The 25,688-nt window shown below is 71.7% G+C and carries 23 protein-coding genes; 14 read left to right on the forward strand and 9 right to left on the reverse strand.

Features of this window, described 5'->3' with window-relative positions:
- Positions 1 to 20 precede the first annotated feature (20 nt).
- The 4 genes from OOK31_RS33675 to OOK31_RS33690 all read left to right on the forward strand — a co-directional run bounded on the left by OOK31_RS33675 (position 21) and on the right by OOK31_RS33690 (position 4,758).
- Positions 21 to 1,043, forward strand: a complete 1,023-nt coding sequence (locus OOK31_RS33675) for a LacI family DNA-binding transcriptional regulator (protein ID WP_267091189.1) — start codon at positions 21 to 23, stop codon at positions 1,041 to 1,043.
- 237 nt (positions 1,044 to 1,280) lie between these two features.
- The gene (locus tag OOK31_RS33680) at positions 1,281 to 2,519 is read left to right on the forward strand and encodes a S1C family serine protease (protein WP_267091190.1); all 1,239 of its coding nucleotides are present in this window, start codon (positions 1,281 to 1,283) and stop codon (positions 2,517 to 2,519) included.
- 50 nt (positions 2,520 to 2,569) lie between these two features.
- Positions 2,570 to 3,307, forward strand: a complete 738-nt coding sequence (locus OOK31_RS33685) for a response regulator transcription factor (RefSeq protein WP_267091191.1) — start codon at positions 2,570 to 2,572, stop codon at positions 3,305 to 3,307.
- Positions 3,304 to 4,758, forward strand: coding sequence for a cell wall metabolism sensor histidine kinase WalK (locus OOK31_RS33690; protein WP_267091192.1), 1,455 nt, complete (start codon positions 3,304 to 3,306; stop codon positions 4,756 to 4,758). Before OOK31_RS33685 ends, OOK31_RS33690 begins: the two co-directional genes overlap by 4 nt.
- Here the strand turns inward: OOK31_RS33690 and OOK31_RS33695 are convergent.
- Both OOK31_RS33695 and OOK31_RS33700 read right to left on the reverse strand, forming a co-directional pair.
- Positions 4,738 to 5,622 (reverse strand): phosphatidylinositol-specific phospholipase C, encoded by an 885-nt coding sequence (locus OOK31_RS33695; RefSeq protein ID WP_267091193.1) that lies wholly within the window; start codon positions 5,620 to 5,622, stop codon positions 4,738 to 4,740. The two genes, OOK31_RS33690 and OOK31_RS33695, sit on opposite strands and share 21 nt — an antisense overlap.
- 67 nt (positions 5,623 to 5,689) lie before the next feature.
- On the reverse strand, positions 5,690 to 6,277 hold the full coding sequence (locus OOK31_RS33700; RefSeq protein ID WP_267091194.1) for a TetR/AcrR family transcriptional regulator: 588 nt from the start codon (positions 6,275 to 6,277) through the stop codon (positions 5,690 to 5,692).
- Positions 6,278 to 6,398: 121 nt separating this feature from the next.
- Here OOK31_RS33700 and OOK31_RS33705 point away from each other — a divergent pair, with 121 nt between their 5' ends.
- A complete protein-coding gene (locus tag OOK31_RS33705) occupies positions 6,399 to 7,190 on the forward strand; it encodes an alpha/beta fold hydrolase (RefSeq protein WP_267091195.1) in 792 nt (263 codons plus the stop codon).
- 63 nt (positions 7,191 to 7,253) lie between these two features.
- Here OOK31_RS33705 and OOK31_RS33710 read toward each other — a convergent pair whose 3' ends face one another.
- Entirely contained in the window at positions 7,254 to 9,068 is a 1,815-nt protein-coding gene (locus OOK31_RS33710; protein ID WP_267091196.1) for a bifunctional UDP-sugar hydrolase/5'-nucleotidase, read from the reverse strand.
- A gap of 148 nt (positions 9,069 to 9,216) precedes the next feature.
- On the opposite strand from OOK31_RS33710, the gene mshD reads away from it, so the two are divergent.
- The 7 genes from mshD to pstB all read left to right on the forward strand — a co-directional run bounded on the left by mshD (position 9,217) and on the right by pstB (position 19,329).
- Positions 9,217 to 10,146 (forward strand): mycothiol synthase, encoded by a 930-nt coding sequence (gene mshD / locus OOK31_RS33715; RefSeq protein ID WP_267091197.1) that lies wholly within the window; start codon positions 9,217 to 9,219, stop codon positions 10,144 to 10,146.
- An 825-nt stretch (positions 10,147 to 10,971) separates the two neighbouring features.
- Positions 10,972 to 13,284, forward strand: coding sequence for an RNA degradosome polyphosphate kinase (locus OOK31_RS33720; RefSeq protein ID WP_267091198.1), 2,313 nt, complete (start codon positions 10,972 to 10,974; stop codon positions 13,282 to 13,284).
- Positions 13,265 to 14,215, forward strand: coding sequence for a CHAD domain-containing protein (locus OOK31_RS33725; protein WP_267091199.1), 951 nt, complete (start codon positions 13,265 to 13,267; stop codon positions 14,213 to 14,215). Before OOK31_RS33720 ends, OOK31_RS33725 begins: the two co-directional genes overlap by 20 nt.
- A 963-nt stretch (positions 14,216 to 15,178) precedes the next feature.
- On the forward strand, positions 15,179 to 16,321 hold the full coding sequence (gene pstS / locus OOK31_RS33730; RefSeq protein WP_267091200.1) for a phosphate ABC transporter substrate-binding protein PstS: 1,143 nt from the start codon (positions 15,179 to 15,181) through the stop codon (positions 16,319 to 16,321).
- Positions 16,322 to 16,453: 132 nt separating this feature from the next.
- Entirely contained in the window at positions 16,454 to 17,440 is a 987-nt protein-coding gene (gene pstC, locus OOK31_RS33735; RefSeq protein ID WP_267091201.1) for a phosphate ABC transporter permease subunit PstC, read from the forward strand.
- Positions 17,440 to 18,522 (forward strand): phosphate ABC transporter permease PstA, encoded by a 1,083-nt coding sequence (gene pstA / locus OOK31_RS33740; protein WP_267091202.1) that lies wholly within the window; start codon positions 17,440 to 17,442, stop codon positions 18,520 to 18,522. Before pstC ends, pstA begins: the two co-directional genes overlap by 1 nt.
- A gap of 30 nt (positions 18,523 to 18,552) precedes the next feature.
- Positions 18,553 to 19,329 (forward strand): phosphate ABC transporter ATP-binding protein PstB, encoded by a 777-nt coding sequence (pstB, locus tag OOK31_RS33745; protein WP_053675397.1) that lies wholly within the window; start codon positions 18,553 to 18,555, stop codon positions 19,327 to 19,329.
- A 142-nt stretch (positions 19,330 to 19,471) separates the two neighbouring features.
- Here the strand turns inward: pstB and OOK31_RS33750 are convergent, their stop codons facing one another.
- Positions 19,472 to 20,473, reverse strand: coding sequence for an inorganic phosphate transporter (locus tag OOK31_RS33750; protein ID WP_267091203.1), 1,002 nt, complete (start codon positions 20,471 to 20,473; stop codon positions 19,472 to 19,474).
- A 5-nt stretch (positions 20,474 to 20,478) separates the two neighbouring features.
- Positions 20,479 to 21,099 carry a DUF47 domain-containing protein gene (locus OOK31_RS33755; RefSeq protein WP_267091204.1) on the reverse strand — a complete coding sequence of 207 codons (621 nt, stop codon included), beginning with the start codon at positions 21,097 to 21,099 and terminating at the stop codon, positions 20,479 to 20,481.
- Between the two features lie 195 nt (positions 21,100 to 21,294).
- Here OOK31_RS33755 and OOK31_RS33760 point away from each other — a divergent pair, with 195 nt between their 5' ends.
- Positions 21,295 to 21,627, forward strand: coding sequence for a metal-sensitive transcriptional regulator (locus OOK31_RS33760; RefSeq protein ID WP_267091205.1), 333 nt, complete (start codon positions 21,295 to 21,297; stop codon positions 21,625 to 21,627).
- Positions 21,628 to 21,662: 35 nt separating this feature from the next.
- Here the strand turns inward: OOK31_RS33760 and OOK31_RS33765 are convergent, their stop codons facing one another.
- Both OOK31_RS33765 and OOK31_RS33770 read right to left on the reverse strand, forming a co-directional pair.
- Entirely contained in the window at positions 21,663 to 21,815 is a 153-nt protein-coding gene (locus tag OOK31_RS33765) for a hypothetical protein (protein WP_267091241.1), read from the reverse strand.
- Between the two features lie 147 nt (positions 21,816 to 21,962).
- The gene (locus tag OOK31_RS33770; protein ID WP_267091206.1) at positions 21,963 to 22,847 is read right to left on the reverse strand and encodes a hypothetical protein; all 885 of its coding nucleotides are present in this window, start codon (positions 22,845 to 22,847) and stop codon (positions 21,963 to 21,965) included.
- Between the two features lie 450 nt (positions 22,848 to 23,297).
- On the opposite strand from OOK31_RS33770, the gene OOK31_RS33775 reads away from it, so the two are divergent.
- Positions 23,298 to 23,534 (forward strand): hypothetical protein, encoded by a 237-nt coding sequence (locus OOK31_RS33775; RefSeq protein ID WP_267091207.1) that lies wholly within the window; start codon positions 23,298 to 23,300, stop codon positions 23,532 to 23,534.
- Positions 23,535 to 23,659: 125 nt separating this feature from the next.
- Here OOK31_RS33775 and OOK31_RS33780 read toward each other — a convergent pair whose 3' ends face one another.
- The gene (locus OOK31_RS33780; RefSeq protein ID WP_267091208.1) at positions 23,660 to 24,355 is read right to left on the reverse strand and encodes a phosphatase PAP2 family protein; all 696 of its coding nucleotides are present in this window, start codon (positions 24,353 to 24,355) and stop codon (positions 23,660 to 23,662) included.
- A gap of 201 nt (positions 24,356 to 24,556) precedes the next feature.
- Positions 24,557 to 25,576 (reverse strand): bifunctional lytic transglycosylase/C40 family peptidase, encoded by a 1,020-nt coding sequence (locus OOK31_RS33785; protein ID WP_267091209.1) that lies wholly within the window; start codon positions 25,574 to 25,576, stop codon positions 24,557 to 24,559.
- Positions 25,577 to 25,688 lie beyond the last annotated feature (112 nt).

A 25,688-nucleotide genomic window follows, 5' to 3' on the forward strand; every position in this document is an offset into this window, starting at 1 on the left:
CCCCGCGTAGACTTCCGCGCGTGGCCAAGGTGACGCGGGATGACGTTGCACGACTTGCGGGTACGTCTACCGCCGTCGTGAGCTACGTCATCAACAACGGACCCCGGCCGGTCGCCCCGGCCACGCGCGAGCGTGTCCTCGCCGCGATCAAGGACCTGGGCTACCGCCCGGACCGGGTCGCCCAGGCGATGGCCTCGCGGCGCACCGACCTCATAGGCATGATCGTCCCGGACGCCCGTCAGCCGTTCTTCGCGGAGATGGCGCACGCGGTCGAACAGGCCGCCGCCGAGCGCGGGAAGATGGTGCTCGTCGGGAACTCCGACTACCGCGACGAGCGCGAGGTCCACTACCTGCGGGCCTTCCTCGGAATGCGGGTGTCCGGACTGATCCTCGTCAGCCAGGGCATGAGCGAACGCGCCGCCTCCGAGATCGAGGCCTGGGACGCCCGGATCGTGCTGCTGCACGAGCGGCCCGAGGCCATCGACGACGTCGCCGTCATCACCGACGACATCGGCGGCGCCCAGCTCGCCACCCGCCACCTGCTGGAACACGGACACGCGTACGTGGCCTGCATCGGCGGCGTCGAGAACACCCCGTCGGTCGGCGACCCCGTCGCCGACCACGTCGAAGGCTGGCGGCGGGCGATGCTCGAAGCCGGGCGCTCGGTGGAGGGCCGGCTCATCGAGGCCCCGTACAACCGCTACGACGCGTACACCGTCGCCCTCGAGGTCCTGGCCCGGCCCGACCGGCCGACGGCGATCTTCTGCGCGACGGACGACCAGGCCATCGGGGTGCTGCGCGCCGCGCGGGAGCTGCGCATCGACGTGCCCGGGGAGCTGGCGGTGGCCGGCTTCGACGACGTCAAGGAAGCCGCGCTGACCGACCCGCCGCTGACCACCATCGCCTCCGACCGGCCGGCGATGGCGCGCGCCGCCGTCGACCTCGTCCTGGACGACGCACTGCGCGTGGCGGGCTCGCGCCGCGAGCGGCTGAAGCAGTTCCCGTCGGCGCTGGTCATCCGCCGCTCCTGCGGCTGCCGCTAGCAGCCGGGCTGCAGTCGAACGGCTACGTCGGCCAAAATCCAGCCCCGCCGGCGTTTGAGGCGCGGGGGTCCGGGGGCTGGCCCCCGGGAACGGCGCCGCACGCGAATGGGCACGCCGCCGCACCCAGCCCCGCCGGCGATTGAGGCGTGGGGAGCTTATTTCCGGCATACGTGGTTCTGTCGGGCTTCTCAGCCTGGACTCAGGAAGCTCTCATGATGCGGGGACAGAGTCGTAGCCATGACCGAGAGCTTCCGCCGCGAAGGCGAGTACCCGCAGGAGAACCGCCCGGCCGACCAGCGCCCGCCCTTCGGCGAGGACTGGCAGCGGGGACGTGACCGGCTGGCCCACGACGCCGGCGCCGGGGCCGGCGCGGAGGCGCGGCCACAGGCGCAGGCGGGCGGCGGGGCGTATCCGCCGCCTCCCGCGTACCCGCCGGCCGCCGCCCCCGGGTGGCACGAGGCGCACCGGCCGCCGGTGATCCAGGGCGAGACGGTCCCCACCTGGGCCGGCGCCCCGGGAGCGCCCGGCCCCGCCCACGCCGCGCCCGCGCCCCGCGCCAAGCGGCCCGTCGCGCTGCTCGCCGCCGTCGCGCTCGCGGCGGCCGTGGTCGGGGGCGGGACGGCCGCCGCCGTGCAGCAGTTCCTCGGGCAGGGCGGCTCCGGCTCCGCAGGAGTCAGCGGCACCAACGTGTCGCAGTCCAGCGTCGGCACCGTCTCCGGTGTCGCCGAGCAGGTCAGCCCGTCCGTCGTGCGCATCGACACCCGTACCGGCTCCGGCCAGGGCACCGGCTCCGGCGTCGTCATCACCGCCGACGGCGAGATCGTCACCAACAACCACGTGGTCAGCGGTGCGAGCGAGATCCAGGTGACGATGAGCGACGGCAAGAAGTACGCCGCCAAGACCGTCGGCACGGACCCGGACAAGGACCTCGCGCTCATCAAGCTGCAGGGCGCGAGCGGCCTCAAGCCCGCCACCCTCGGCGATTCGGGCCGGCTCAAGGTCGGCGACCAGGTCGTCGCCATCGGCTCCCCCGACCGTCTCACCGGCACGGTGACCAGCGGCATCGTCTCGGCGCTCGACCGCGACGTGAACGTCCCGAAGTCCGAGGAGCAGCAGTCCCCGCAGCGCGGTCAGGGCGGCTGGCCGTTCAGTTACGGCGGCCAGCAGTTCAACGGGAACACCGGCTCGGACACCACCTCGTACAAGGCCATCCAGACGGACGCCTCCCTCAACCCGGGCAACTCCGGCGGCGCCCTGGTGAACATGAACGGCGAGATCGTCGGGATGCCCTCCGCGATCTACTCCCCCTCCAGCGACAGTTCCAGCGCGGGCAGCGTCGGCCTCGGTTTCGCGATCCCGGTGAACACGATCAAGGCGGACCTCGACTCCCTCCGCAAGGGCGGACCGGGTGGTGGCGGCAACAGCGGCAACAGCAACGGCGGCTCCGCCGCGAACGGGTTCGGGACCTCGTTCTGAGACCCTGGTACGTGGCCCGCGCACCGACCACCACCCCCTGGGGGACGTAGATGAATCCCGCCGAAGGCGACCAGCAGCGCATCCTCGTCGTCGACGACGAGCCGGCCGTCCGCGAGGCCCTGCGCCGCAGCCTGGCCTTCGAGGGGTACGGCACCCGGACGGCGGTCGACGGCCTGGACGCCCTGGACCAGGCGGCGGCGTACGCCCCCGACCTGATCGTCCTGGACATCCAGATGCCCCGGATGGACGGTCTGACGGCGGCCCGCCGGCTGCGCGCGGCGGGCTCCACGACCCCGATCCTGATGCTGACCGCCCGCGACACCGTCGGGGACCGCGTCACCGGCCTCGACGCGGGCGCCGACGACTACCTGGTCAAGCCCTTCGAGCTGGACGAGCTCTTCGCCCGCGTCCGCGCCCTGCTGCGCCGCAGCTCCTACGCCGCCCCGGCCGCCGGGGCGGTGGACACCGGCGGGGACGCCCTGACCTTCGCCGGCCTGCGCATGGACCTCACCACCCGTGAGGTGACCCGGGGCGGGCGTCCGGTGGAGCTGACGCGTACCGAGTTCACCCTGCTGGAGATGTTCCTCGCGCACCCGCGCCAGGTCCTGACCCGCGAGCAGATCCTCAAGACGGTCTGGGGTTTCGACTTCGAGCCCAGCTCCAACTCCCTGGACGTGTACGTGATGTACCTGCGCCGCAAGACCGAGGCGGGCGGTGAACCCCGCCTGGTGCACACCGTGCGCGGGGTGGGCTACGTCCTGCGCCAGGGCGAGAGCGGTCCCGAGTGAGCCCGGCGGCCCGGTTCCGCGGGCTGCCGCTGCGGTCCCGGCTGGTGCTGCTGGTGGCCGTCGCGGTGGCGCTCGCGGTGGCCGCGGTGGCGGCGGTGTCCTGGGTGATGGTCCGTACGCAGCTGCGCGACCAGCTGGACCAGTCCCTGCGGGCGACCAACCCCAACGAACAGGTGCTCCGCACCCTGCGCGACGCCGGCTGCGTGAACCGCCCGGCGCAGACGCAGCCGGACATCGCCGGGAACCTGAACGCGACCGTTCAGATCGTCACTGCGGACGGCACCCACTGCTGGGTGAGCGGGCGCACGGACCTGCCGGCCGAGCCGGCCGACAAGGACGTCGCGGCGGGCCTGCGCGAATGGACCCTGCACGACACCACCACCGACACCGGCGTCGACATGCGCGTCTACACCAAGGGCGCCCGCATCTCCGGCGGCCCGGTCTTCGCGATCTCCGTCGCCAAACCCCTCGCCGACATCGACAAGCCCCTGTCCACCCTGGCCTGGGTGCTGGTCCTGGTCGCGGGCATCGGCGTGGTCGGGGCGGGCGCCGCCGGCCTGTGGGTGGCCCGTACGGGGCTGCGTCCGGTCGACGAACTGACCGCCACCGTCGAGCACATCGCCCGCACCGAGGACCTCACCGTCCGCATCCCCGAGGAGGGCGACGACGAGATCGCCCGCCTGTCGCGCTCCTTCAACTCCATGACGGCGGCCCTGGCCTCCTCCCAGGAGCGGCAGGCCCAGCTGATCGCGGACGCCGGGCACGAGCTGCGGACGCCGCTGACCTCGCTGCGCACCAACATCGAGCTGCTCGCGCGCAGCGAGGACACCGGCCGGGCCATCCCGCCCGAGGACCGCCGGGAGCTGCTGGCCTCGGTCAAGGCCCAGATGACGGAACTGGCCGCGCTGATCGGGGACCTCCAGGAGCTGTCCCGCCCGGACGCGGCCCCGTACGGCCCGCTCCAGGTCGTCGCCCTGCACGAGATCGCCGGGGCGGCACTGTCGCGGGCCCGGCTGCGCGGTCCCGAGCTGGTCTTCACCTCCGCGCTGGAGCCCTGGTTCGTGCGGGGCGAGGCGGCGGCGCTGGAGCGGGCGGTGGTCAACGTCCTCGACAACGCCGTGAAGTTCAGCCCGCCGGGCGGCGCGGTCGAGGTGTCGCTGCACGCGGGCGAGCTGACCGTGCGCGACCACGGGCCGGGCATCCCGGCCGAGGACCTCCCGTACGTCTTCGAACGGTTCTGGCGCTCCCCGTCGGCGCGGGCCCTGCCCGGCAGCGGTCTGGGCCTGTCGATCGTGGCCCGTACGGTGCACCGCGCGGGCGGCACGGCCGCGCTGCGCGCCGCCTCCGACGGCGGGCCGGGCGCGGAGGCGGTCCTGCGCATCCCGGGCGCCCCGACGCCACCGCCGGCCGCGCCGGGGGCCGTGCCGGGGTCAGTTGTGCCGGATCAGTGAGGCGACCAGGCCGGAGCGGGTGTTCGGGAAGTCCATCGGGATGATGCCGAGGCCGGTGCGGCCGGCGAGTTCGCCGCCGTCGACGAAGGCGTGGACCTGCGGGTTCAGCCGGTCGGAGTTCCAGCGCGGGGGCATGTAGGCGGAGGTGCTGGTGTAGTTCACGAAGAGCTTGCCGGGCTGCTGGACGGCCCGGCGGAACTGGTCCTCGATCTTGCCGCGTTTGGCGAAGGGCTCGGCGTTCCAGTCGTCCTGGACGTCGAAGAGCGAGCCGTCGGCGTAGCGCACGCCCGGCAGGCCGCCGTTGTCGGCGAGCAGGACCACCTTGCCGCGGGCCTGGCCGAGGGTGGGCAGCGCGGTGTCGATGCGGAAGAGCGGGCGCCAGCCCCGGTTGTCGAGGTAGTCGTCGAAGACGGCGCGGAAGGTGGCGTCGCTGTCCGTCGAGTACTCCTGCTTGAGCCGCATGAGGACGGTCTCGGAGGGGTGCGCGGCGAGGAAGTTCCAGCAGGCGACGAGGACGTCGCCGAACATCAGGTTCTGGAAGAAGGAGCCGTGGTGGATCGCGAACGATCCGCCGCTGACCCGGCAGCGGACGTCCAGGAAGCGGATTCCGGAGTCGAGCTGCTCGGCGATCGAGGTGTTCTGGCAGGCGACGTAGAGGCCGCCCTGGCGGGCGCCGGAGTCGTGGGTGCCGGGGATGGTCATCCGCTGGAGCGCGGTGGTGTCGGCGAGGCCGGCCATCCAGTCCTGTGTACCGAGGGTCGCCGTCGCCGAGGCCGGGGCCGCCGAGGCCGGGGCCGCCGCTGCCAGCCCCGCGGCCGCCGCCGTCGCCGCTCCGATCAGGAATGCCCGCCGGTCCAGTGCCATGTCCCGCCCCGCCCTTCGCCGCCCACCCGTTGACAGGCCGGATCATGGCACGCGGGGCCCGCCTTTACTACCCGTCGGTAGAGACCGGCTTCTCCAGCAACTCCGCCATCCTGCGCAGCCCTTGGGCAAGGGCGCGGCCGTCCGGCGCGTGCTCCGGGTCGGTCAGGGCCTGCACCATCACCCCGCTCAGCAGCGCGAGGTGCACCGATCCGAGGCCCCGTACGTCCTCCTCCGCGACCTCCTCCAGCGGTACGCCGGCCAGCTGGGCGGCCACCATGCGGCGGTTGCGGCGCTGGCCCTCGGCGAGGATCCCGAGGAGCTCGGGCGAGGACTGCGCGTGGACGAAGGCCTCGACGGAGGCCAGCCAGAGCCAGCGCATCTCGCCGAAGTCGCGGATCTTGCGGTCCCAGGTGTCGGCGTACCGCTCGACCGTGGTGTCGCCCTGTCCGGCGAGCCGGCCCGAGCCGGCCGCCCACTCGTCCATGGCGGCGAAGAGCGCCTGGTTGAGCAGGGCCTCGCGGGAGCCGTAGTGGTAGCCGATCGCGGCCATGCTCACCTGCGCCGCGGAGGCGATGTCGCGCACGGTGGTGCGCAGGTAGCCCTTCTCCTCCAGGCAGCGGCGCGCTCCGGCCAGCAGGTCCTCGCGATTTCCCATGCCGGGATCGTATCCGCGCCCCGTTTTGGGCACTCGCCCAAGACGTACGTATTGCGCGCTTGCCCAAATCCTGGCAGGCTGAAGACGTCCCACCGACCAGCACACAGGGGAGAGCAACGCCATGCGCGACGCCATGCGCCACGAGCTGAAGATCGACGACCGTACGCTGTCCTACCTGGACTTCGGGGGCCCCGGCCGGCCGCTGCTCGCCCTGCACGGCGGGATGTCCGAGGCAGCCGCCTTCACCGGCCTGGCCGCCGTCCTCGGCGACGACTGGCGGGTCATCGCCCCCGACCAGCGCGGCCACGGGGACTCCGACCGGGCGCCCGACTACCGCCGCGCCGGCTACGTCGCCGACGCCGTCGCCCTCCTCGACCACCTCGGCCTCGACGCGCCCGTGGCCCTCCTCGGCTACTCCCTCGGCGGACTCAACGCCTACCACCTGGCCGCCGCCCACCCGGGCCGGATCTCCGCGCTCATCAACGTGGACACCACCGTCGAGACCCACCCGGCCAGGTCGGCCTGGTGGGACTTCCTGCGCGACCTGCCCTACACCGCGCCCACCCGGGAGGAGCTCGTCGCGGCCGCCGGCGAAGCCGCCGAACTCGTCGCCCCGGGCCTGCGCCCCCTGTCCGACGGCTCCGGCTGGCGGGTGGCGTTCCACCCGCAGGACCAGCTCGACTCCATCGAGGCGTGCCGCGGCGACCACTGGGACACCTGGCTGAAGAGCACCTGCCCCGCCCTGCTCGTCCACGGCACCCGCAGCCTGGCGCTCCCCCAGGAGACGGCCGAGGCGATGACCGCCCGGCGCCCGGGCACCGCGTACGCGCCCCTCGACGGCGACCACTTCGTGCCGTTCACCAACCCGGAGGGCTTCCACGCCGCGGTGCGGGACTTCCTCGCCGGCCTGTAGGACCGAACGCCGGAGGGGCGGCGGGCCACCGGCCCACCGCCCCTCCGCACCCAGCTGCTCGTACTACTTCACGACGGTGATCCGGTTCGCCGCCGGCGGGGCGATCGGGTTCGCCGCGGAGGACTTCGCCAGCAGGGCGTTGAAGGCCTCCAGGTCGGAGATGCCGACCAGCTTGTTCTTGTGCTCCTTCAGGACGGTGAAACCGTCACCGCCGCCCGCGAGGAACTCGTTCATCGCGACCCGGTAGGTCTTGGCGGGGTCGATGGCCGCGCCGTTCAGCTTCACCGAGTCCACGACGATCCGGTCCGCGCCCGCCTTCGTCATGTCCAGGGTGTAGGTGAAGCCCTTCGAGACCTGGAGGATCTTCGGGTTCGGGCCGTTGACCGTGCCGCTGACCTGCTGCTGGAGCGCCGTGATCAGCTGCGCGCCGGTCAGGTCCACGATGTTCATCAGGTTGTTGAACGGCTGCACCGTGTACGACTCGCCGTACGTCACCACACCGTCGCCCTCGGCGCCCGCCGCCTTGTACGCCAGGTCGGCACGGATGCCGCCCGGGTTCATGATGGCCAGCTGCGCGCCGCCCCGGTCGGCCGGAGCCGTCGCGTCCAGCTGCGCGTCGGCGATCAGGTCACCGAGCGGCTTCTCCGGCGCCTCGGAGCCACGGCCCGCGATGTCACCGGAGATGTAGCCCATCGGACGGTTCGCGACCGGGTCCGCCAGCTTCTTCCAGCGGCCGATGAGCTCGCTCATGTCGGCGGCCTTGGCCAGGTCACGGCTGACGACCTTGTTGACCGGCTTCGGCGAGCTGACCGGCGTACGGACGATGTCCTTCGTCGCCCGGTCGTACTTCAGCGTGGTGTCCGTGAACAGCCGGCCGTACGAGGCGGCCGAGGTGACCGTACGCGGGTTGCCCGCCGGGTCGGGGATGTTGCAGGAGTACGCCTGGTGGGTGTGGCCCGTCACCAGCGCGTCGACCTTCGGGTTCACGTTCTTCGCGATGTCGACGATCGCACCGGATATCCCGGCGCCCGCGCCCGGCACGTCGCAGTCGTAGTTGTACGCGCCGCTCGCGGGCAGCCCGCCCTCGTGGATCAGCGCGACGATCGACTTCACGCCCTGCCGGTTGAGCTCCTCGGCGTACTTGTTGATCGTCTCGACCTCGTCGCCAAACTTGAGGCCCTTGACCCCGTCGGCGGTCACGACGTCCGGAGTGCCCTCCAGGGTGACGCCGATGAAGCCGATCTTCACCCCGTCCTTCTTCCAGATGAAGGTCGGCGACATCATCGGACGCTTGGTCTTCTCGTCCGTCACATTGGCCGCGAGGTACTTGAACTCGGATCCGGTGAACGTCTTGCCGTACTCGAAGCAGCCCTCGACCGGGTGGCAGCCTCCGTACGCCATGCGGCGCAGCTCGGTCTTGCCCTCGTCGAACTCGTGGTTGCCGACGCTGCTGACATCCAGCTTCAGCTTGTTGAGCGCCTCGACGGTCGGCTCGTCGTGGAAGAGACCGGACAGCATCGGGCTGCCGCCGATCATGTCGCCGGCCGCGGCCGTGACGGAGTACTCGTGACCCTTGCGGGCCTCGCGCAGGGCGGTCGCGAGGTACTCGACACCGCCTGCCGGTATTGCCTTGGTGGTGCCGTCTGCCTGGCGTTCGCTCACCGTGCCGGAGGAGCCCTGCGGGGGCTCCAGCGTGCCGTGGAAGTCGTTGAACGACAGCATCTGTACGTCGACGGTCCGGCCCTTGGCCGCACCGCCACCACTCGCGGCCCCAGCCGGCAGAGCGGCGGCGACCATCGCCCCGGCCCCCGCCGTGAGGGCGAGAGCGGTGAAGGTCAACCGGCGGGCCGTGCGGAGCCGTTGTGGCGTCGCTGACATTTATTCCCCTTTGTGGACAGCGAGACAACTTGGGAGGTCCGCCGAAGCCTATGGTCAACGCGCGTAGCACGACAGGGGGTAGCGGGTTGCGAGCTGGTTACGCGCCGACGTCGGACACCGGCGAGCGGCGGCGCCGTAGGCTCGGACCATGACTGACGCAGCAGCGGCCGTGGAGCCGGGACGGCAGATTGACACCCTCGACGAACTGACGGAGGGACAGGCCGACGCCGTACTCGCACTCATCGAGGAAGCGGCCCGCACCGACGGCACCACCGCCGTCTCCGAACAGGGCCGGCTCCAGCTGCGCGGCGGACCGCGCGAGGGCATCCGGCACTTCCTCCTCACCGCCGACGGCCGGCTCGCCGCCTACGGGCAACTGGAGGACACCGACCCGGTCGAGGCCCCCGCCGCCGAACTCCTCGTCCACCCCGCGCTGCGCGGACGCGGCCACGGCCGGGCGCTGGGCTCCGCCCTGCTCGCCGCCTCCGGCAAGCGGATCCGGGTCTGGGCGCACGGCGGCAAGTCGGCCGCGCGGCACCTCGCGCAGGTCCTCGGCCTCACCCTCTTCCGCGAACTCCGGCAGCTGCGCCGCCCCCTCGGCCCGGACGCCGCCCCGCTCCCCGAACCCGTCCTCCCCCCGGGCGTGACCGTCCGCACCTTCGTCCCCGGCCAGGACGACGCCGCCTGGCTCGCCGCCAACGCCGCCGCCTTCGCCCACCACCCCGAACAGGGCGCGCTCACGCAGCGGGACCTGAACGACCGGATCGCGCAGCCGTGGTTCGACGCGAAGGGGTTCTTCCTCGCGGAGCGGGACGGCGAACTGGCCGGCTTCCACTGGACGAAGGTCCACGCCGCCGAGCAGCTCGGCGAGGTGTACGTGGTCGGCGTCCGCCCCGGCGCCCAGGGCGGCGGCCTCGGCAAGGCCCTCACCGCGATCGGCCTGCGCCACCTGGCGGCGCAGGGCCTGCCGACGGCGATGCTCTACGTCGACGCCGACAACCCGGCGGCCCTCGCGGTCTACGAGGGCCTCGGCTTCACCACCCACGAGGTGGACCTGATGTACCGCACGGAAAGCTGAGCCGCACCCTTCTTGACGCGTGCCTCGCGCCGCTCAGCGCTGGCGCGCTTCCCGGGCTTCGGCCCGCTGCGCCGGCCTCCGGCCGTCGGTGGCGGGGCGGGGCCGGTCCGGGTGGCCGGGCCCGTCTGTCGTCTGCGGACCGTTGCCGCTGCGCGGGGCGGGGTTCCCCTACCCGCCCTTCCACCGTTCCCGCCTCAAACGCCGGCGAGGCTGGATGGGGCTGCGCCCGCACCCGCGGGTGCACCTTTCGCGCCGGGCGCACCTCAAAACACGGCGCTCCGCGCCCGCGCCTCAAACGCCGGCGGGGCTGGGAGTGCCCTCCGGGCACCCCAGCCACCACCTGCCCCGCCCCAGGCCTTGGCAGCCGGGCTGCAGTCGAACGGCTACGCCGGCCAAAATCCAGCCCCGCCGGCGATTGAGGCGCAGGGGCCCGAGGGCTGGCCCCCGGCAACGGACCCGCACCCAACCGGCTACGCCAGCCCAATCCAGCCTCGCCGGCGTTTGAGGCGCGGGGGTCCGGGGGCTGGCCCCCGGCAACGGCGCCGCACCCGAACGGACACGCCGCCACACCCAGCCCCGCCGGCGATTGAGGCGCAGGGGCCCGGGGGCCGGCCCCCGGCAACCCACCCGCACCCGAACCGCAGGCCCAGCCGCACACGGCCCCCGCCCAGGACCGGCGTACCCCCGGCCGGACCCTGGAAGCCATACGCCATTAACCGGGCATTCAGACACGCTTGCCAGTCTCCGGACATGCAGCCCCGACTCCGACTGACGGCCGACACTTCCGACGCGCCTGTCCTGCCGCGTGCGCGGAAGAATGGAGTCATGAGCCACCAGCCCAGCGCAGGGCCCGCCGGCCCCACCGAGGTCCCCGCCCAGCACCCCTCGCACCTGGACCGCACGGGCCAACCGGCCCAGACGCCCCAGCAGGCCCAGGCCGCCCAGGCAGCCCAGACGGCCAGGACAAAGGCGCGTCTCGGCTCCATAGCCGCCCACCGCCCCCACGTGGACCTCGATCCCGACCTCGACGCCGATCTGGACGCCTACGAGGACAAGGACGAGACCGGCGAGCTCCCCGCGAACCGCTTCCTCGACCGCGAGCGCAGCTGGCTGGCCTTCAACGAGCGCGTCCTCGAACTGGCCGAGGACCCCGCCACCCCGCTCCTGGAGCGCGCGAACTTCCTCGCGATCTTCGCGAGCAACCTCGACGAGTTCTTCATGGTCCGCGTCGCCGGCCTCAAGCGCCGCATCGCGACCGGTGTCGCCACCCGTTCGGCCTCAGGCCTGCAGCCCCGTGAGGTCCTGGATCTGATCTGGACCCGCTCGCGCGAGCTCATGGCCCGGCACGCCGCCTGCTACCAGCAGGACATCGCCCCCCAGCTCGCCGAGGAGGGCATCCACCTCATCCGGTGGCCCGACCTCACCGAAAAGGAGCAGGCGCGCCTCTTCACCCTGTTCCGCAACCAGATCTTCCCGGTGCTCACCCCGCTGGCCGTGGACCCCGCGCACCCGTTCCCGTACATCTCCGGCCTCTCCCTGAACCTGGCCGTCGTCGTACGCAACCCGGCCAGCGGTCACCGCCACTTCGCCCGCGTCAAGGTCCCGCCGCTCCTGTCGCGCTTCCTGGAGGCCTCCCCGCAGCGCTACGTCCCGCTGGAGGACGTCATCGCCGCGCACCTGGAGGAGCTGTTCCCCGGCATGGAGGTGCTCGCGCACCACATGTTCCGGGTGACCCGCAACGAGGACCTCGAGGTGGAGGAGGACGACGCCGAGAACCTCCTCCAGGCCCTGGAGAAGGAGCTCATGCGGCGCCGCTTCGGCCCGCCCGTGCGCCTGGAGGTCGAGGAGTCCATCGACCCCGGCGTACTGGACCTCCTGGTCCAGGAGCTGAACGTGAGCGCAGCCGAGGTGTACCCGCTGCCCGGCCCCCTCGACCTGACGGCCCTCTTCGGGATCTCCTCCCTGGACCGGCCCGAGCTGAAGTACAGCAAGTTCGTCGCCGGCACCCACCGTGACCTCGCCGAGGTGGAGTCCGCGTCGGCGCCCGACATCTTCGCCGCCCTGCGCGAGCGCGACGTCCTGCTGCACCACCCGTACGACTCCTTCTCCACCTCCGTCCAGGCCTTCCTGGAACAGGCCGCCGCCGACCCGGACGTCCTCGCGATCAAGCAGACCCTCTACCGGACGTCCGGCGACTCCCCGATCGTCGACGCGCTGATCGACGCCGCCGAGTCCGGCAAGCAGGTCCTCGTCCTCGTCGAGATCAAGGCCCGCTTCGACGAGCAGGCCAACATCAAGTGGGCGCGCAAGCTGGAGGAGTCCGGCTGCCACGTCGTCTACGGCCTGGTCGGCCTCAAGACCCACTGCAAGCTCTCCCTCGTCGTCCGCCAGGAGGGCGACACGCTGCGCCGCTACAGCCACGTCGGCACGGGCAACTACCACCCCAAGACCGCCCGGCTGTACGAGGACCTCGGCCTGCTCACCGCCGACCCGCAGGTCGGCGCGGACCTCTCCGACCTCTTCAACCGGCTGTCCGGCTACTCGCGCCGCGAGACCTACCGCCGGCTGCTGACCGCCCCGAAGTCCCTGCGCGACGGACTCATCTCGCGCATCGACAAGGAGGCCGACCACCACCGGGCGGGCCGCCCGGCGTACGTCCGCCTCAAGATGAACTCGATCGTCGACGAGGCCCTGATCGACTCCCTCTACCGGGCCGCGCAGGCCGGCGTCCCGGTCGACATCTGGGTGCGCGGCATCTGCGCCGTACGCCCCGGCGTCACCGGGCTGTCGGAGAACATCCGGGTCCGCTCGATCCTCGGCCGCTTCCTGGAACACTCCCGGGTCTTCGCCTTCGGCAACGGCGGCGAACCCGAGGTGTGGATCGGCAGCGCCGACATGATGCACCGCAACCTCGACCGTCGCATCGAGGCACTGGTCCGGGTCGCCGACCCGGCCCACCGCGCGGCACTGGACCGGATGCTGGAGACCGGCATGTCCGACGACACGTCGTCCTGGCACCTGGGCCCGGACGGCGAATGGACCCGGCACAGCACCGACGCCGAGGGACAGCCGCTGCGGCACGTACAGGAGATGCTCATAGACGCCCGGAGGCGCCGGCGTGGCTCAGCCAAACCATGACCCGACCGCAGGTGACGTGCTCGGCGTCTACCTGAGATCCCAGGCCACCGCCTTCCTGCGCGCCCTGCGCCTGCACGGCGAGAGCACGGCCGGCGGATCCGACGCGGCGGAGAGCAGCGAAGCGGCGCGCGGCCTGCGGGGGGCCGCGCGCCGCATCGCCGGCTCCCTGAGCACGTTCCGGGTGGTGACCGAATCGGGGTGGGCGGACTCGCTGCGCACGGAGCTCGTCTGGCTCTCCGCCACCCTCGCCGACGAACACGCGTACGCCTCGCGGCTGGCGCTGCTCATGGAGGCCCTGCAACGCCTCTCCGGCTCCCCGGAGGTCCCCTCCCCGCGCGGCGGTGCGGGCTCCGCCGGCGCCCTCACCGTGGGCTCGGCGCGGGCGGGCGCCCTGCTGGAGCGCCAGCTCACGCTGGCACGCACCCGGGCCCACTCCGCGACCCTCCAGGCGCTCGGTTCGTCGCGCTTCCACGCGGTGGCCGACGCCGTGGCCGTCCTGGCCTCCGAGGTGCCGCTGGACCCGGTCGCGGCGCGGGGCCACGTCCCGGACGTGCTCGTCCCGCTCGCGGCGGTCACCCAGACCCGCCTGGACACCGCCGTGGCGGCCCTGCCCGACCCGCAGGACAGCACCCCGTACGCGGCGCACGAGGACGCCGCCTGGCACGAGGTACGCCGCCTGCTGCGGGTGCACCGGTACGCGCGGGAGGCCCTCGGCGAGGACGTGGCCCGGCTGGCGGTCGCGGGCGAGGCCCTGGACCGGCACCGCGACGCCTCCGAAGCCGCCACCGCGTCGGCGACGGCGGCCCGCACCCCCCGCATCGCCCCGGCGACGGCCTACGCCCTCGGCATCCTCCACGCCGACCAACGCCACGCGGTGGAAGCCGCCCGCCACACCTTCCACCACCTCTGGCACCCCCTGGCCATTTCTTGACGCGCCGCGCCCATTTCCCGACGCGCCGCTCGCGCGGCTCGGCCGCGAGCGGCCTCCCCGGCTTCGTCCCGCTGCGCCGGCCTCCGGCTGGCGGTGGCCGGGCGGGGCCGGTCCGGGTGGCCGGGCCCGTCTGTCGCCTGCGGACCGTTGCCGCTGCGCGGGGCGGGGTCCCCTACCCGCCCTTCCACCGTTCCCGCCTCAAACGCCGGCGAGGCTGGAGGGGTGCGGACCCGGCGCCCGGGCGCGCCTCACCACACGGCGCTCCGCGCCCGCGCCTCAAACGCCGGCGGGGCTGGGAGTGCCCTCCGGGCACCCCAGCCACCACCGGCCCCGCCCCAGGCCTTGGCCCTGGCCCTGGCCCTGGCAGCAGGGCTGCAGGGCTGCAGTCGAACGGCTACGCCGGCCAAAATCCAGCCCCGCCGGCGTTTGAGGCGCGGGGGTCCGGGGGCTGGCCCCCGGCAACGCACCCGCACCCGAACAACCAGGCCCGCCCAATCCAGCCCCGCCGGCGATTGAGGCGCGGGGGTCCGGGGCGGAGCCCCAGGGTCTTCCAGCCCCGCCGGCGTTTGAGGCGCGGGGTCCGGGGCAGGGCCCCAGGCGCCGGCGGCCCCGCCCGAGCGGCGCACCGGCCCCGCCCCGGGGGCGATGGAACCGTCGAGTTCCAGCCACCCCCCACCCCCACCCCACCGACGGCCAGGAGAAGGTCACGGAGGGGTAACGGGCGAATAACGCCCGATTACGTCCAGGTACAAACCCACCCATCCGCACCGGCCCGTCCGCCACGGTTCACCGTCCGTTCACCGACCACCGTCGACCGCTTCACCTGTTCTGCCTAATTTCGGTACTGCACGGAGCGAGCCGCGACGGAAATCACGGGGCCCGCACCACGCGACCCGTAGTCCTCTTCGCACGCCGCCCCGACACAGAAAGCGGCCGGCGGCTCCTCGGAAGGAACACCCGAAAGTGAAGCTTCAGCGCAAGAACCGGCTTCGTGCCTCCGCCCTCGGCGCGCTCGTCGTGTCCGGCGCCCTGGTCCTCACGGCGTGCGGCTCGGACGACAACACGAAGACCGGCGCCGATGGCACCACGCCGAAGGCCTCCGCCCCGGCCCCGGGCGACATCAAGTGCGACGGCGCCAAGGGCAAGCTGCTCGGCTCCGGCTCCTCCGCGCAGAAGAACGCCGTCGACCTGTGGGTCAAGAACTACATGGCCGCCTGCTCCGGCGTCGAGGTCAACTACAAGTCCGTCTCCTCCGGTGAGGGCATCGTCGCCTTCAACCAGGGCACGGTCAGCTTCGCCGGCACGGACTCCGCGCTGAAGCCCGAGCAGGTCGAGGACTCGAAGAAGATCTGCACCGGCGGCCAGGGTGTCGACCTGCCGATGGTCGGCGGCCCGATCGCCATCGGCTTCAACGTCTCCGGCGTGGACAAGCTGGTGCTGGACGCCCCCACGATCGCCAACATCTTCAACGACAAGATCAAGAAGTGGGACGACGAGGCGATCAAGAAGCTGAACCCCGGCGTCACGCTTCCCTCCACCGCGATCCAGGCGTTCCACCGCTCCGAGGACTCGGGCACCACCGAGAACCTCTCCAAGTACCTCAAGGCGACCGCTCCCGACGCCTGGAACTACGAGGCCGCCAAGAAGTGGCCGGCCCCGGGCGGCCAGAGCGCTTCCGGTTCCTCCGGTGTCGCCTCGCAGGTCAAGGCCGTTGACGGTGCGATCGGCTACTTCGAGCTCTCCTACGCCTCGTCGCAGAGCATCAAGACGGTGGACGTGAACACGGGCGCCTCCGCCCCGGTCAAGGCCACCGGCGAGAACGCCTCCAAGGCCATCGCCGCCGCCAAGATCTCCGGCACCGGCTCCGACCTGGCCCTGAAGCTCGACTACACCACCAAGGCCGAGGGTGCCTACCCGATCGTCCTGGTGACGTACGAGGCCGTCTGCGACAAGGGCAACAAGGCCGAGGCGCTGCCGACCCTGAAGTCCTTCCTGAACTACGCCGCGTCCGACGCCGGCCAGAAGATCCTCACCGAGAACGGCTACGCCCCGATCCCGGCCGAGATCAACGCCAAGGTCCGCGAAGTCATCGCGTCGCTCAGCTGAATCTGAAGCCCCGGGACCACCGGTCCGCTCCCCCGTCCGGGGGCGGACCGGCCCGGGGACCCTCCCCTTCACCCAGGGGATCCGGTGCACCGCCGCCCGGGGGGCCTGCCCCCCATCCAGACCGGAAAGAACATGGCTTCCACACCCACCCAGATAGACACGGCTCCGCCTGTCACCAGGAGCGAGAGGTCCACCGGCCGCGCCGGTGACAAGATCTTCGCCGCCCTCTCCAAGGGCTCCGGCATCCTGCTCCTGGTGATCATGGCGTCGATCGCCGCCTTCCTCACCTACCGCGCCTCTCTCGCGCTGGCCGACAACGAGGGCAACTTCTTCACCACGTTCGACTGGAACGCCTCGGCCAAGCCCCCCGTCTTCGGCATCGCCGTCCTGCTCTTCGGCACCGTCGTCAGCTCGATCATCGCGATGGCCATCGCGGTTCCGGTCGCTGTCGGCATCGCCCTGTTCATCTCGCACTACGCGCCGCGCAAGCTGGCCGCGCCGCTCGCGTACGTCGTCGACCTGCTGGCCGCCGTGCCGTCGATCATCTACGGCATCTGGGGCGCCCTCGTCCTCGTCCCGTACCTCGGCGGCCTGAACCTGTGGCTCGACGAGTACATGGGCTGGACCTACGTCTTCGACAAGACCCAGGTCGGCGTCGCGCGTTCGCTCTTCACCGTCGGCATCCTGCTCGCGATCATGATCCTGCCGATCGTGACCAGCGTCAGCCGCGAGGTCTTCCTGCAGGTCCCGCGCATGAACGAGGAGGCCGCCCTGGCCCTCGGCGCGACCCGCTGGGAGGTCATCCGCATGTCGGTCCTGCCCTTCGGCCGCTCCGGTGTCATCTCCGCCTCGATGCTGGGCCTCGGCCGCGCGCTGGGCGAGACGATGGCCGTCGCGACCGTCCTCTCCCCGAGCTTCCTGATCTCCGGCCACATCCTGGACCCGGGCGGCGGCACGTTCGCGCAGAACATCGCCGCGAAGTTCGACGAGGCCAACGAGTTCGGCCGCGACGCCCTGATCGCCTCCGGCCTCGTGCTCTTCCTGCTCACCCTGCTGGTCAACGGCGCAGCCCGGCTGATCATCGCCCGTCGCAAGGACTTCTCGGGGGCGAACGCCTGATGAGCCACGCACTCCAGGACCAGCGCCCCTCCCGGGCGCCCAAGTCCGCCGCCCCCACCAGCCTGACGCAGGGCAGCCTGCCCCGCTGGGCCCCGGTCGCCATCACGGCCGCGTCGATCGTGCTCGGCTGCGGTATCGGCGCCCTCCTCGGCCTGCACAGCAAGATCCAGTGGGGTCTGCTCGCCGGCCTGCTCTTCGTGGTCATCACGTACACCGCCAGCTCGGTGATCGAGAACCGCCGCCAGGCCAAGGACCGGGTCGCGACCTCCGTCGTCTGGGTCTGCTTCGTCCTCGCCGTCGTCCCGCTGCTCTCGCTGCTGTGGACCACGATCGGCCGCGGCATGGAGGCCCTGGACGGGGACTTCCTCAGCCACTCGATGAACGGCGTGACCAGCTTCGAGCCCGGCGGCGGCGTCTACCACGCGCTGCTCGGCACGATCGAGCAGGTCGCCCTGGCCACCGCGATCGCGGCCCCCGTCGGCCTGCTGACCGCCGTCTACCTGGTCGAGTACGGCCGGGGTTCGCTCGCCAAGGCCGTGACCTTCTTCGTCGACGTCATGACCGGCATCCCCTCCATCGTCGCGGGTCTGTTCATCCTGACGACCTGGAACCTGATGCTCGGCTTCGGCCCTTCCGGTTTCGGCGGCTCGATGGCCCTGTCGATCCTGATGATGCCGGTCGTGGTCCGCTCCACCGAGGAGATGCTCAAGCTCGTCCCGAACGAGCTGCGCGAGGCCGCGCTGGCCCTCGGTGTGCCGAAGTGGCGCGTGATCCTCAAGGTGGTCCTGCCCACGGCGATCGGCGGCATCGCGACCGGTGTCATGCTGGCCGTGGCCCGTATCGCCGGTGAGACCGCGCCGATCATGCTGCTGGTCTTCGGTACGCAGCTGATCAACCCCAACCCCTTCGAAGGCCCTCAGTCCTCGCTCCCCCTGTACATCTGGGAGCAGTACAAGGTCGGCAGTGAAGCCTCCTACGACCGGGCATGGGCCGCAGCGCTCGTCCTGATCGCCTTCGTCATGATCCTCAATCTGGTGGCCCGCGGCATCGCCCGCTGGAAGGCCCCGAAGACCGGTCGCTGACGCGACTGCATGAAAGCGAAGTGACCCCTCATGGCCAAGCGAATCGACGTCAGCGGTCTGTCCGCCTTCTACGGCACCCACAAGGCCATCGATGACATCTCGATGACGGTGGAGCCCCGCTCGGTGACGGCCTTCATCGGCCCCTCCGGCTGCGGCAAGTCGACCTTCCTGCGCACCCTGAACCGCATGCACGAGGTCACCCCCGGTGGCCGCGTCGAGGGCAAGGTGCTGCTGGACGACGAGAACCTGTACGGCCCCGGCGTGGACCCGGTCGCGGTCCGCCGCACGGTCGGCATGGTCTTCCAGCGTCCGAACCCCTTCCCCACCATGTCGATCTTCGACAACGTGGCGGCGGGCCTGCGTCTGAACGGCAGCTTCAAGAAGTCCGAGCTCACGGACATCGTGGAGAAGTCCCTCCAGGGCGCCAACCTCTGGAACGAGGTCAAGGACCGCCTGAACAAGCCCGGCTCGGGCCTCTCCGGCGGCCAGCAGCAGCGTCTGTGCATCGCCCGCGCCATCGCGGTCGAGCCCCAGGTCCTGCTGATGGACGAGCCCTGCTCCGCCCTCGACCCGATCTCCACCCTCGCCATCGAGGACCTGATCGGCGAGCTGAAGGAGCGCTTCACGATCGTCATCGTGACGCACAACATGCAGCAGGCCGCCCGCGTCTCCGACCGCACCGCCTTCTTCAACCTGGCCGCCGTCGGTCAGCCGGGCAAGCTGGTCGAGATCGACGACACGGACCGGATCTTCTCCAACCCGTCCGTCCAGGCCACCGAGGACTACATCTCCGGCCGCTTCGGCTGAACCGCGAGATGTGATCAGACGTCCTGCGGTGCTGCATGGCGGTGCCACCGCAAGGCGAAAGAAAGAAAAAGGGCCGGCTCCCCCTGGGTGGGGGGAGCCGGCCCGCTTTCGTGTGCCGTCCGCGTCCGTGTGCCGACCGCTACTAGCCGACGAAGGCGAGGTTCACGATCCAGAAGCTGAGCGCGGCCACGAGGGCGGCCGCCGGCATGGTGATGAACCAGCCGAGGATGATGTTCTTGGCGACGCCCCAGCGGACCGCGTTGACCCGCTTGGTCGCACCCACGCCCATGATCGCCGAGGTGATCACGTGGGTGGTGGAGATCGGCGCGTGGAAGAGGAAGGCCGAGCCGAACATGATCGAGGCACCGGTGGTCTCCGCCGCGAAGCCCTGCGGCGGGTCCAGCTCGATGATCTTGCGGCCGAGCGTACGCATGATGCGCCAGCCGCCCGCGTAGGTGCCCAGCGACAGCATCACGGCGCAGGCGATCTTGACCCAGACCGGGATCGCGTCGCCCGTGGCCTGCACGTCGGCGATGACCAGGGCCATCATCACGATGCCCATCGTCTTCTGCGCGTCCTGGAGGCCGTGGCCCAGGGCCATGCCGGCCGCCGAGACCGTCTGCGCGATGCGGAAGCCGCGCTTGGCCTTGTGCGGGTTGGCCCGGCGGAACATCCACAGGATGGCGACCATGACCAGGTAGCCGACGACGAGGCCGACCACCGGCGAGACGAACATCGGGATGACGACCTTGTCGACCACGCCCGACCAGAGCACCTCGGTGCCGCCGGCCAGCGCCGCGCCCACCATGCCGCCGAAGAGGGCGTGCGAGGAGGACGAGGGGAGCCCGAAGTACCAGGTGATCAGGTTCCATACGATCGCGCCGACGAGCGCCGCGAAGAGGATCCACATGCCCCGGTTGCCGTGGGGCGTCTCGATCAGGCCCTCGCTGACCGTCTTGGCCACGCCACTGCCCAGGAAGGCACCGGCGAGGTTCATCACCGCGGCCATCGCGAGCGCGGCGCGCGGGGTCAGGGCCCGCGTCGAGACGGAGGTGGCGATGGCGTTCGCCGAGTCGTGGAAGCCGTTCGTATATGTGAAGCCGAGTGCGACACCGATGGTGACGATCAGCGCAAAGGTGTCCACGTGGTTCAGGACTCCTTGACCGCGATGGTCTCCACCGTGTTCGCGACGTGCTCGAACGCGTCGGCGGCCTCTTCCAGCACATCGACGATCTGCTTGAGCTTCAGCACCTCGATGGCGTCGTACTTGCCGTTGAAGAGCTGCGCGAGCAGCTTGCGGTGGATCTGGTCCGCCTGGTTCTCCAGCCGGTTGACCTCGATCCAGTACTCGGTCAGGTTCTCCATCGTCCGCAGGTGCGGCATGGCCTCGGCGGTCAGCTCGGCCGCCCGCGCCAGGACCTCGATCTGCTGCTCGACGCCCTTGGGGAGCTCCTCCACGTTGTAGAGGACGACCAGGTCGACCGCCTCCTCCATGAAGTCCATGATGTCGTCGAGGCACGAGGCGAGGTTGTAGATGTCCTCGCGGTCGAACGGCGTGATGAAGGAGGAGTTCAGCTGGTGGAAGATCGCGTGGGTGGCGTCGTCCCCCGCGTGCTCGGCCGCCCGCATCCGCTCCGCGATCTCGGCCCGGGCGGAGGGGTCCGCTCCGAGCAGTTCCATCAGGAGCTTGGAGCCCGTGACGATGTTGTCCGCGGATGCGGCGAACATGTCGTAGAAGCTCGTCTCCCTGGGGGTCAGACGAAATCGCACGTGAGGTCCTCGGGGTGCATTGGATTCGGTCAGGCTGATGCTAGGCGCATCCCCCGGCCACGGCTAACCGGCAGTTCCCCAGTGTCCTCCATCAGGCACAGTGGGTGGCACGGGCCCCTGTCGCTGCGGCCAGGGCCAAGTACCCTATACCCATGAGGGGTATCCAACCCCTCGCTCCGGACCACGGGAGGACGCATGACGACCATCGAGGCGGAGGGCTCCGGAGCCGACGCCGGCGCGGCCCCTGTCCACGGCTACCACCACCAGAAGGCCGAGCACCTCAAGCGGCTGCGCCGCATCGAGGGGCAGATCCGGGGGCTCCAGCGGCTCGTCGACGAGGACGTCTACTGCATCGACATACTCACGCAGGTCTCGGCGAGCACGAAGGCCCTGCAGTCCTTCGCCCTCCAGCTCCTGGAGGAGCACCTGCGCCACTGCGTGGCGGACGCGGCGGTCAAGGGCGGCACCGAGATCGACGCCAAGGTGGAAGAGGCCACGAAGGCCATCGCCCGCCTGCTGCGCACCTGAGGCGCCTCGGCCGGGCCGTACCCGCCGGCTGAGGGCTACAACCCGATGCCCATCAGGACCTCGTCGATCCGGTCCTGGCTGAGCCGCTCCTCCACGGCCGCCGACGCCGCGATGATCAGCTCGCCGCACAGCTCGATCTCGGCGAGCGCCACGTGGTCCTGCACCGTCGTACCGCCTGCGGGAGTCACGCGTGTCACCTCTCTCTGCCGCCGTCGCCCGTCGGCACGCGGCTCCCCAGCGTAGGGATCGCACGCCGTGCCGCGCATGACACGGATGGACCATTTCCGGATAGCGGCGGCATGGCCCGGACGTACCGCCCCCACCCGCCCGGCCGGCTATTCGGCGATCTTGCCCGCGTAAATGTCCCCGCTTGCGGGCAATACGACGGTCACCGGCGTCCCGAACCCGTACAGCAGCGTCGTCGAGGAGACATCGATCACGCCATTCTTGACGTACGTGAACCGGTGCCTGACCTTGCGCAGCCGCCCCTCCTCGTCCAGGTAGGCGTCGAACGGCACGCTGTCCTTGCTGAACCCTTTCGCCGCCGCCTCCAGCGCCCCCTTCACCCCCGGCGAGGCACTCCGCGCGGCCCGCCCGATGTCCGTGGTCCCCCGGTAGTGCCGCACCTTGGTACCCGCCACCTCGGTCTCGCCCACGTACGTCACCTCCTGCGCCCCGCGCAGCAGCTCGGCCGCGGCGAGCGGGTCGGTGGCGCCGCCGGTGACGAGGTTCCCGTCGGGCAGGGCCGCCGTGTCGAGCCGGACCCACTTGTCGTCGGGGACGCCGGCGCCCCGGTTCTTCATGTAGAGCGCGCCGGGGACGAGCAGCTCGGTGATGGGCCGGTGCTCGGGCTTGCCCGTCACATCGGCCGGGAGCATCACCAGCAGCTGGCCCATCCTCTTCTTGAAGTCGACCCCGCCCTCACCGCGGATGGTGACCCGGGTGCCGCCGGTGGCCATCTCCATCGCCGTACGGGCCTGCGCGCTCCCGGTGGCGCTGAGCACGTCGGCCGCGCCGCGGACCGCCGCGCCCGGGTCGGCGGGCGGCCGGTCGTCGCCGGCGCCCTTCGCGCTCCGGGCGCCGCCGCTCCCTGCTCCCGTTCCGCTCGCCGCGCCGCAGCCGCCGAGGGCGGCCACGGTCACCGCCACGGCGACCGCGAGCGCCGCCTCGGCCGCACGCCCCGTACGCCCTCGCCGCCGCCTGTGCTGGTGCACCACCATCGCCTGCCAACCCCCAACGCGTAACCGCTGTTTGCCCGAGGCCCCCACCCGCTCCGGTTAACGAGGTCCGGGGTTTCCCGTCACGGGCCGCCCGGTTCGAAGGGCCGTACCGGACCGGGGCCGGCCCGGGTACCGTGGAGGCGTGGATCCGCACAGCAAGGCGACCCCGGCCCCTCCGTTTACCGCCGTGCCCAGCCCGCGCCACCCCGCGGAGCCCGCACCGCCACCGGGTGTTCACAGCACGAGCACCGCAGAGCGCGGTTCGTTCTGCCTGGCCGTGTGCAGCTGCGGCTGGACCGGGCCGGCCCGCCGCTCCCGCGACCTGGCCCGCAGGGACGCCACCCGCCACGAGGCGGGGTAGGCCGCCCGCCCCGGTCGCTGCGGTCACTGCGGTCGCCCGTTCGGACGGCCCGGCTGGCCGGGCCGCACGGGAGCGGTTGCCCTTGACTCATGCCAGGAACCGCACCCCGCCTCGCCGCCCTCCTGTGGGCCCTGCTGATCGCGCTCACCCCGGCCGCGGCGGCCTGGGCCCGCCCCGTGGGCTCCGCGGACGGCCCGGCCGACGTGGCGCTGGCCGTCGGGGTCACCACCGCGGCCGCCGTGGCCACCGGGCTGTGGCTGCGCTCCCGCTACCGGCGCGAGGAGGACGGGGAACACGGCCGGGGCGGCGACGGCGGACAGCGGTGACCCCGCGCCACCGGCCGGCGGCGGTCCGGCTGTGCTTCGGCGCGGCGGGGCTGTGCCTGCTGGCGGCGGTGCTGCTCTCGGTGTGGAACTCGTACGCGGGCTGAGCGGCGTACGGCCCCTCCCGCTCAGGCCGCCAGGTCGCTCTCGGCCGGCCGCTGCGCCAGCTCGACCGGCCGGGCCAGCACCCGCTCCCGGGCCCGTACGAGCCACCCCGCGTGCGGGGAGCGCGCCACCGCCCGCACCAGCGGGCCGAGCAGGGCCATGGCGAGCGGCGCGAGGAGCAGGACGACGGCGGTGCCGAGCGCGAAGCCGCCGACGACGTCGGTCGGGTAGTGCACGCCCAGGTACACGCGGCACAGGCCTTCGGCGAGCGCGAGCCCGATCCCGAGGAGTCCGAGCCTGCGGTGGGCGAGGAACGCCCCGACGCCGAGGGCCATCGTGAAGGTGGCGTGGTCGCTGACGAAGGAGAAGCCGGAGGCCTGCCCGGAGGCGCCGGTGAGGACGTCGAGGCCGTCGTGCTGGAGGAACGGCCGCGGCCGCGCCACGAACTCACGGAGCGGCATGTTCACGAGGAGCGCGGTCGCGGCGGCGAGCGGCGCCCAGACGAGCGCGGCGAAGGATTCGGCGGCCGTCGTCTCGTCCTGCCGGCGGGCGCCGCGCCAGCACCACAGCAGGAGCAGGACCAGGGCGAGCGGGATCCCGTACGCGCCGAGGAGGGCCACGCCGCGGTCGAACCAGTCCGGGGCCCGGCCGGCGAGGCCGTTGAGCTCGTACAGCAGGCTGACATCCACATTCGGCCCACCGGTTGTGAGTCCAGCCATGCGACGCGGCCCCTTGCCCTTGCCTAGGTCCCCTGCGGACGCACTGCGCTGTGCGCCCCTTCAACCCCCGCCGATCAACCCCCGTGTTCATGGAACGCCCGTTCTGGCAAGTACGTTCCACTCTCCACCGAATGATCACTCCAACGTTATCGAAGAGTGACTCATCGTCGCAGCTCAAGGCCTACGCCTCACGGAGAGTTGCTACGGCGCCGGCGGCGCCGCCGACCGCTCCGGAAGAGCCTCCGCACCGGCCTTCGTCACCCGGGTGGCGCCGAAGTAGTCGGGCGTGTCGATCTTGTCGAAGCGGATGACCGCGCCGGTGTACGGGGCGTTGATCATGTAGCCGCCGCCCACGTAGAGCCCGACGTGCCGGATCTCCCGGGAGTTCGTCAGATCGTCGGAGAAGAAGACCAGATCACCGGGAAGCAGCTCCGCCCGCGAGGGGTGCGACCCGGCGTTGTACTGGTCGTTGGCCACGCGCGGCAGCTCGATCCCCACGGTCTCGTACGCGGCCTTCGTCAGCCCGGAACAGTCGAACCGCCCGTTCTGGTCGGCCGTCCCGTTGCCACCCCACAGGTAGGGGGTACCGAGCTGCTTCTGCGCGAAGTAGATGGCCCCGGCGGCCTGCTGCGAAGGCGCCACCCGCCCGACGGGCCGCGCGAAGCTCTGGGCGAGGGTCGTGATGGCCTTCACGTAGCCCTGGGTCTCGTTGTACGGGGGCACCCCCTGGTACTGGAGGACAGCCCCCGGGCCCGCGTTGTAGGCCGCCAGCATGTTCTTGACGGGATCTCCCGGGACCTTGCCCACATAGCGTGCGAGCGCGCAGTCGTACGAAGCGGCCGAGGGGATCGCGTCGTTGGGGTCCCAGATGTCCCGGTCGCCGTCGCCGTCGCCGTCGATCCCGTGGGTGGCCCAGGTGCCCGGGATGAACTGGGCGATGCCCCGCGCATCGGCCGGGCTGGTGACGTTCGGGTCCCAGCCGCTCTCCGAGTAGAGCTGGGCGGCGAGCACGGCCGGGGTGAGGGTCGGGCAGAGGTTGCCCCACTTCTGCACGAGGGACTGGTACTTACCGGGCACGGCGCCCTTGGCGAGCCCCTCCAGGCGGCCTCCGGCACCACCCGCCAGCCCCGCGGCGGCCGAGTAGGTGCCGACCACGAGCAGGAGGAGGAAGCACAGGCACGCCCCGAAACCGATCCCGCCGATCACCCAGAATCTGCGCATCCGTCAACCCTCCCCCATGATCAGCACTTTGTCAGAGCGCTCGATACCTGTGTCGAATCATCCCTTCTGTCGGCCCATCCGGTCAGCTCTTCCGATTGTTCCCTCCGGGACG

It is taken from the genome of Streptomyces sp. NBC_00249 (assembly GCF_026342355.1).
Taxonomy (GTDB): domain Bacteria; phylum Actinomycetota; class Actinomycetes; order Streptomycetales; family Streptomycetaceae; genus Streptomyces.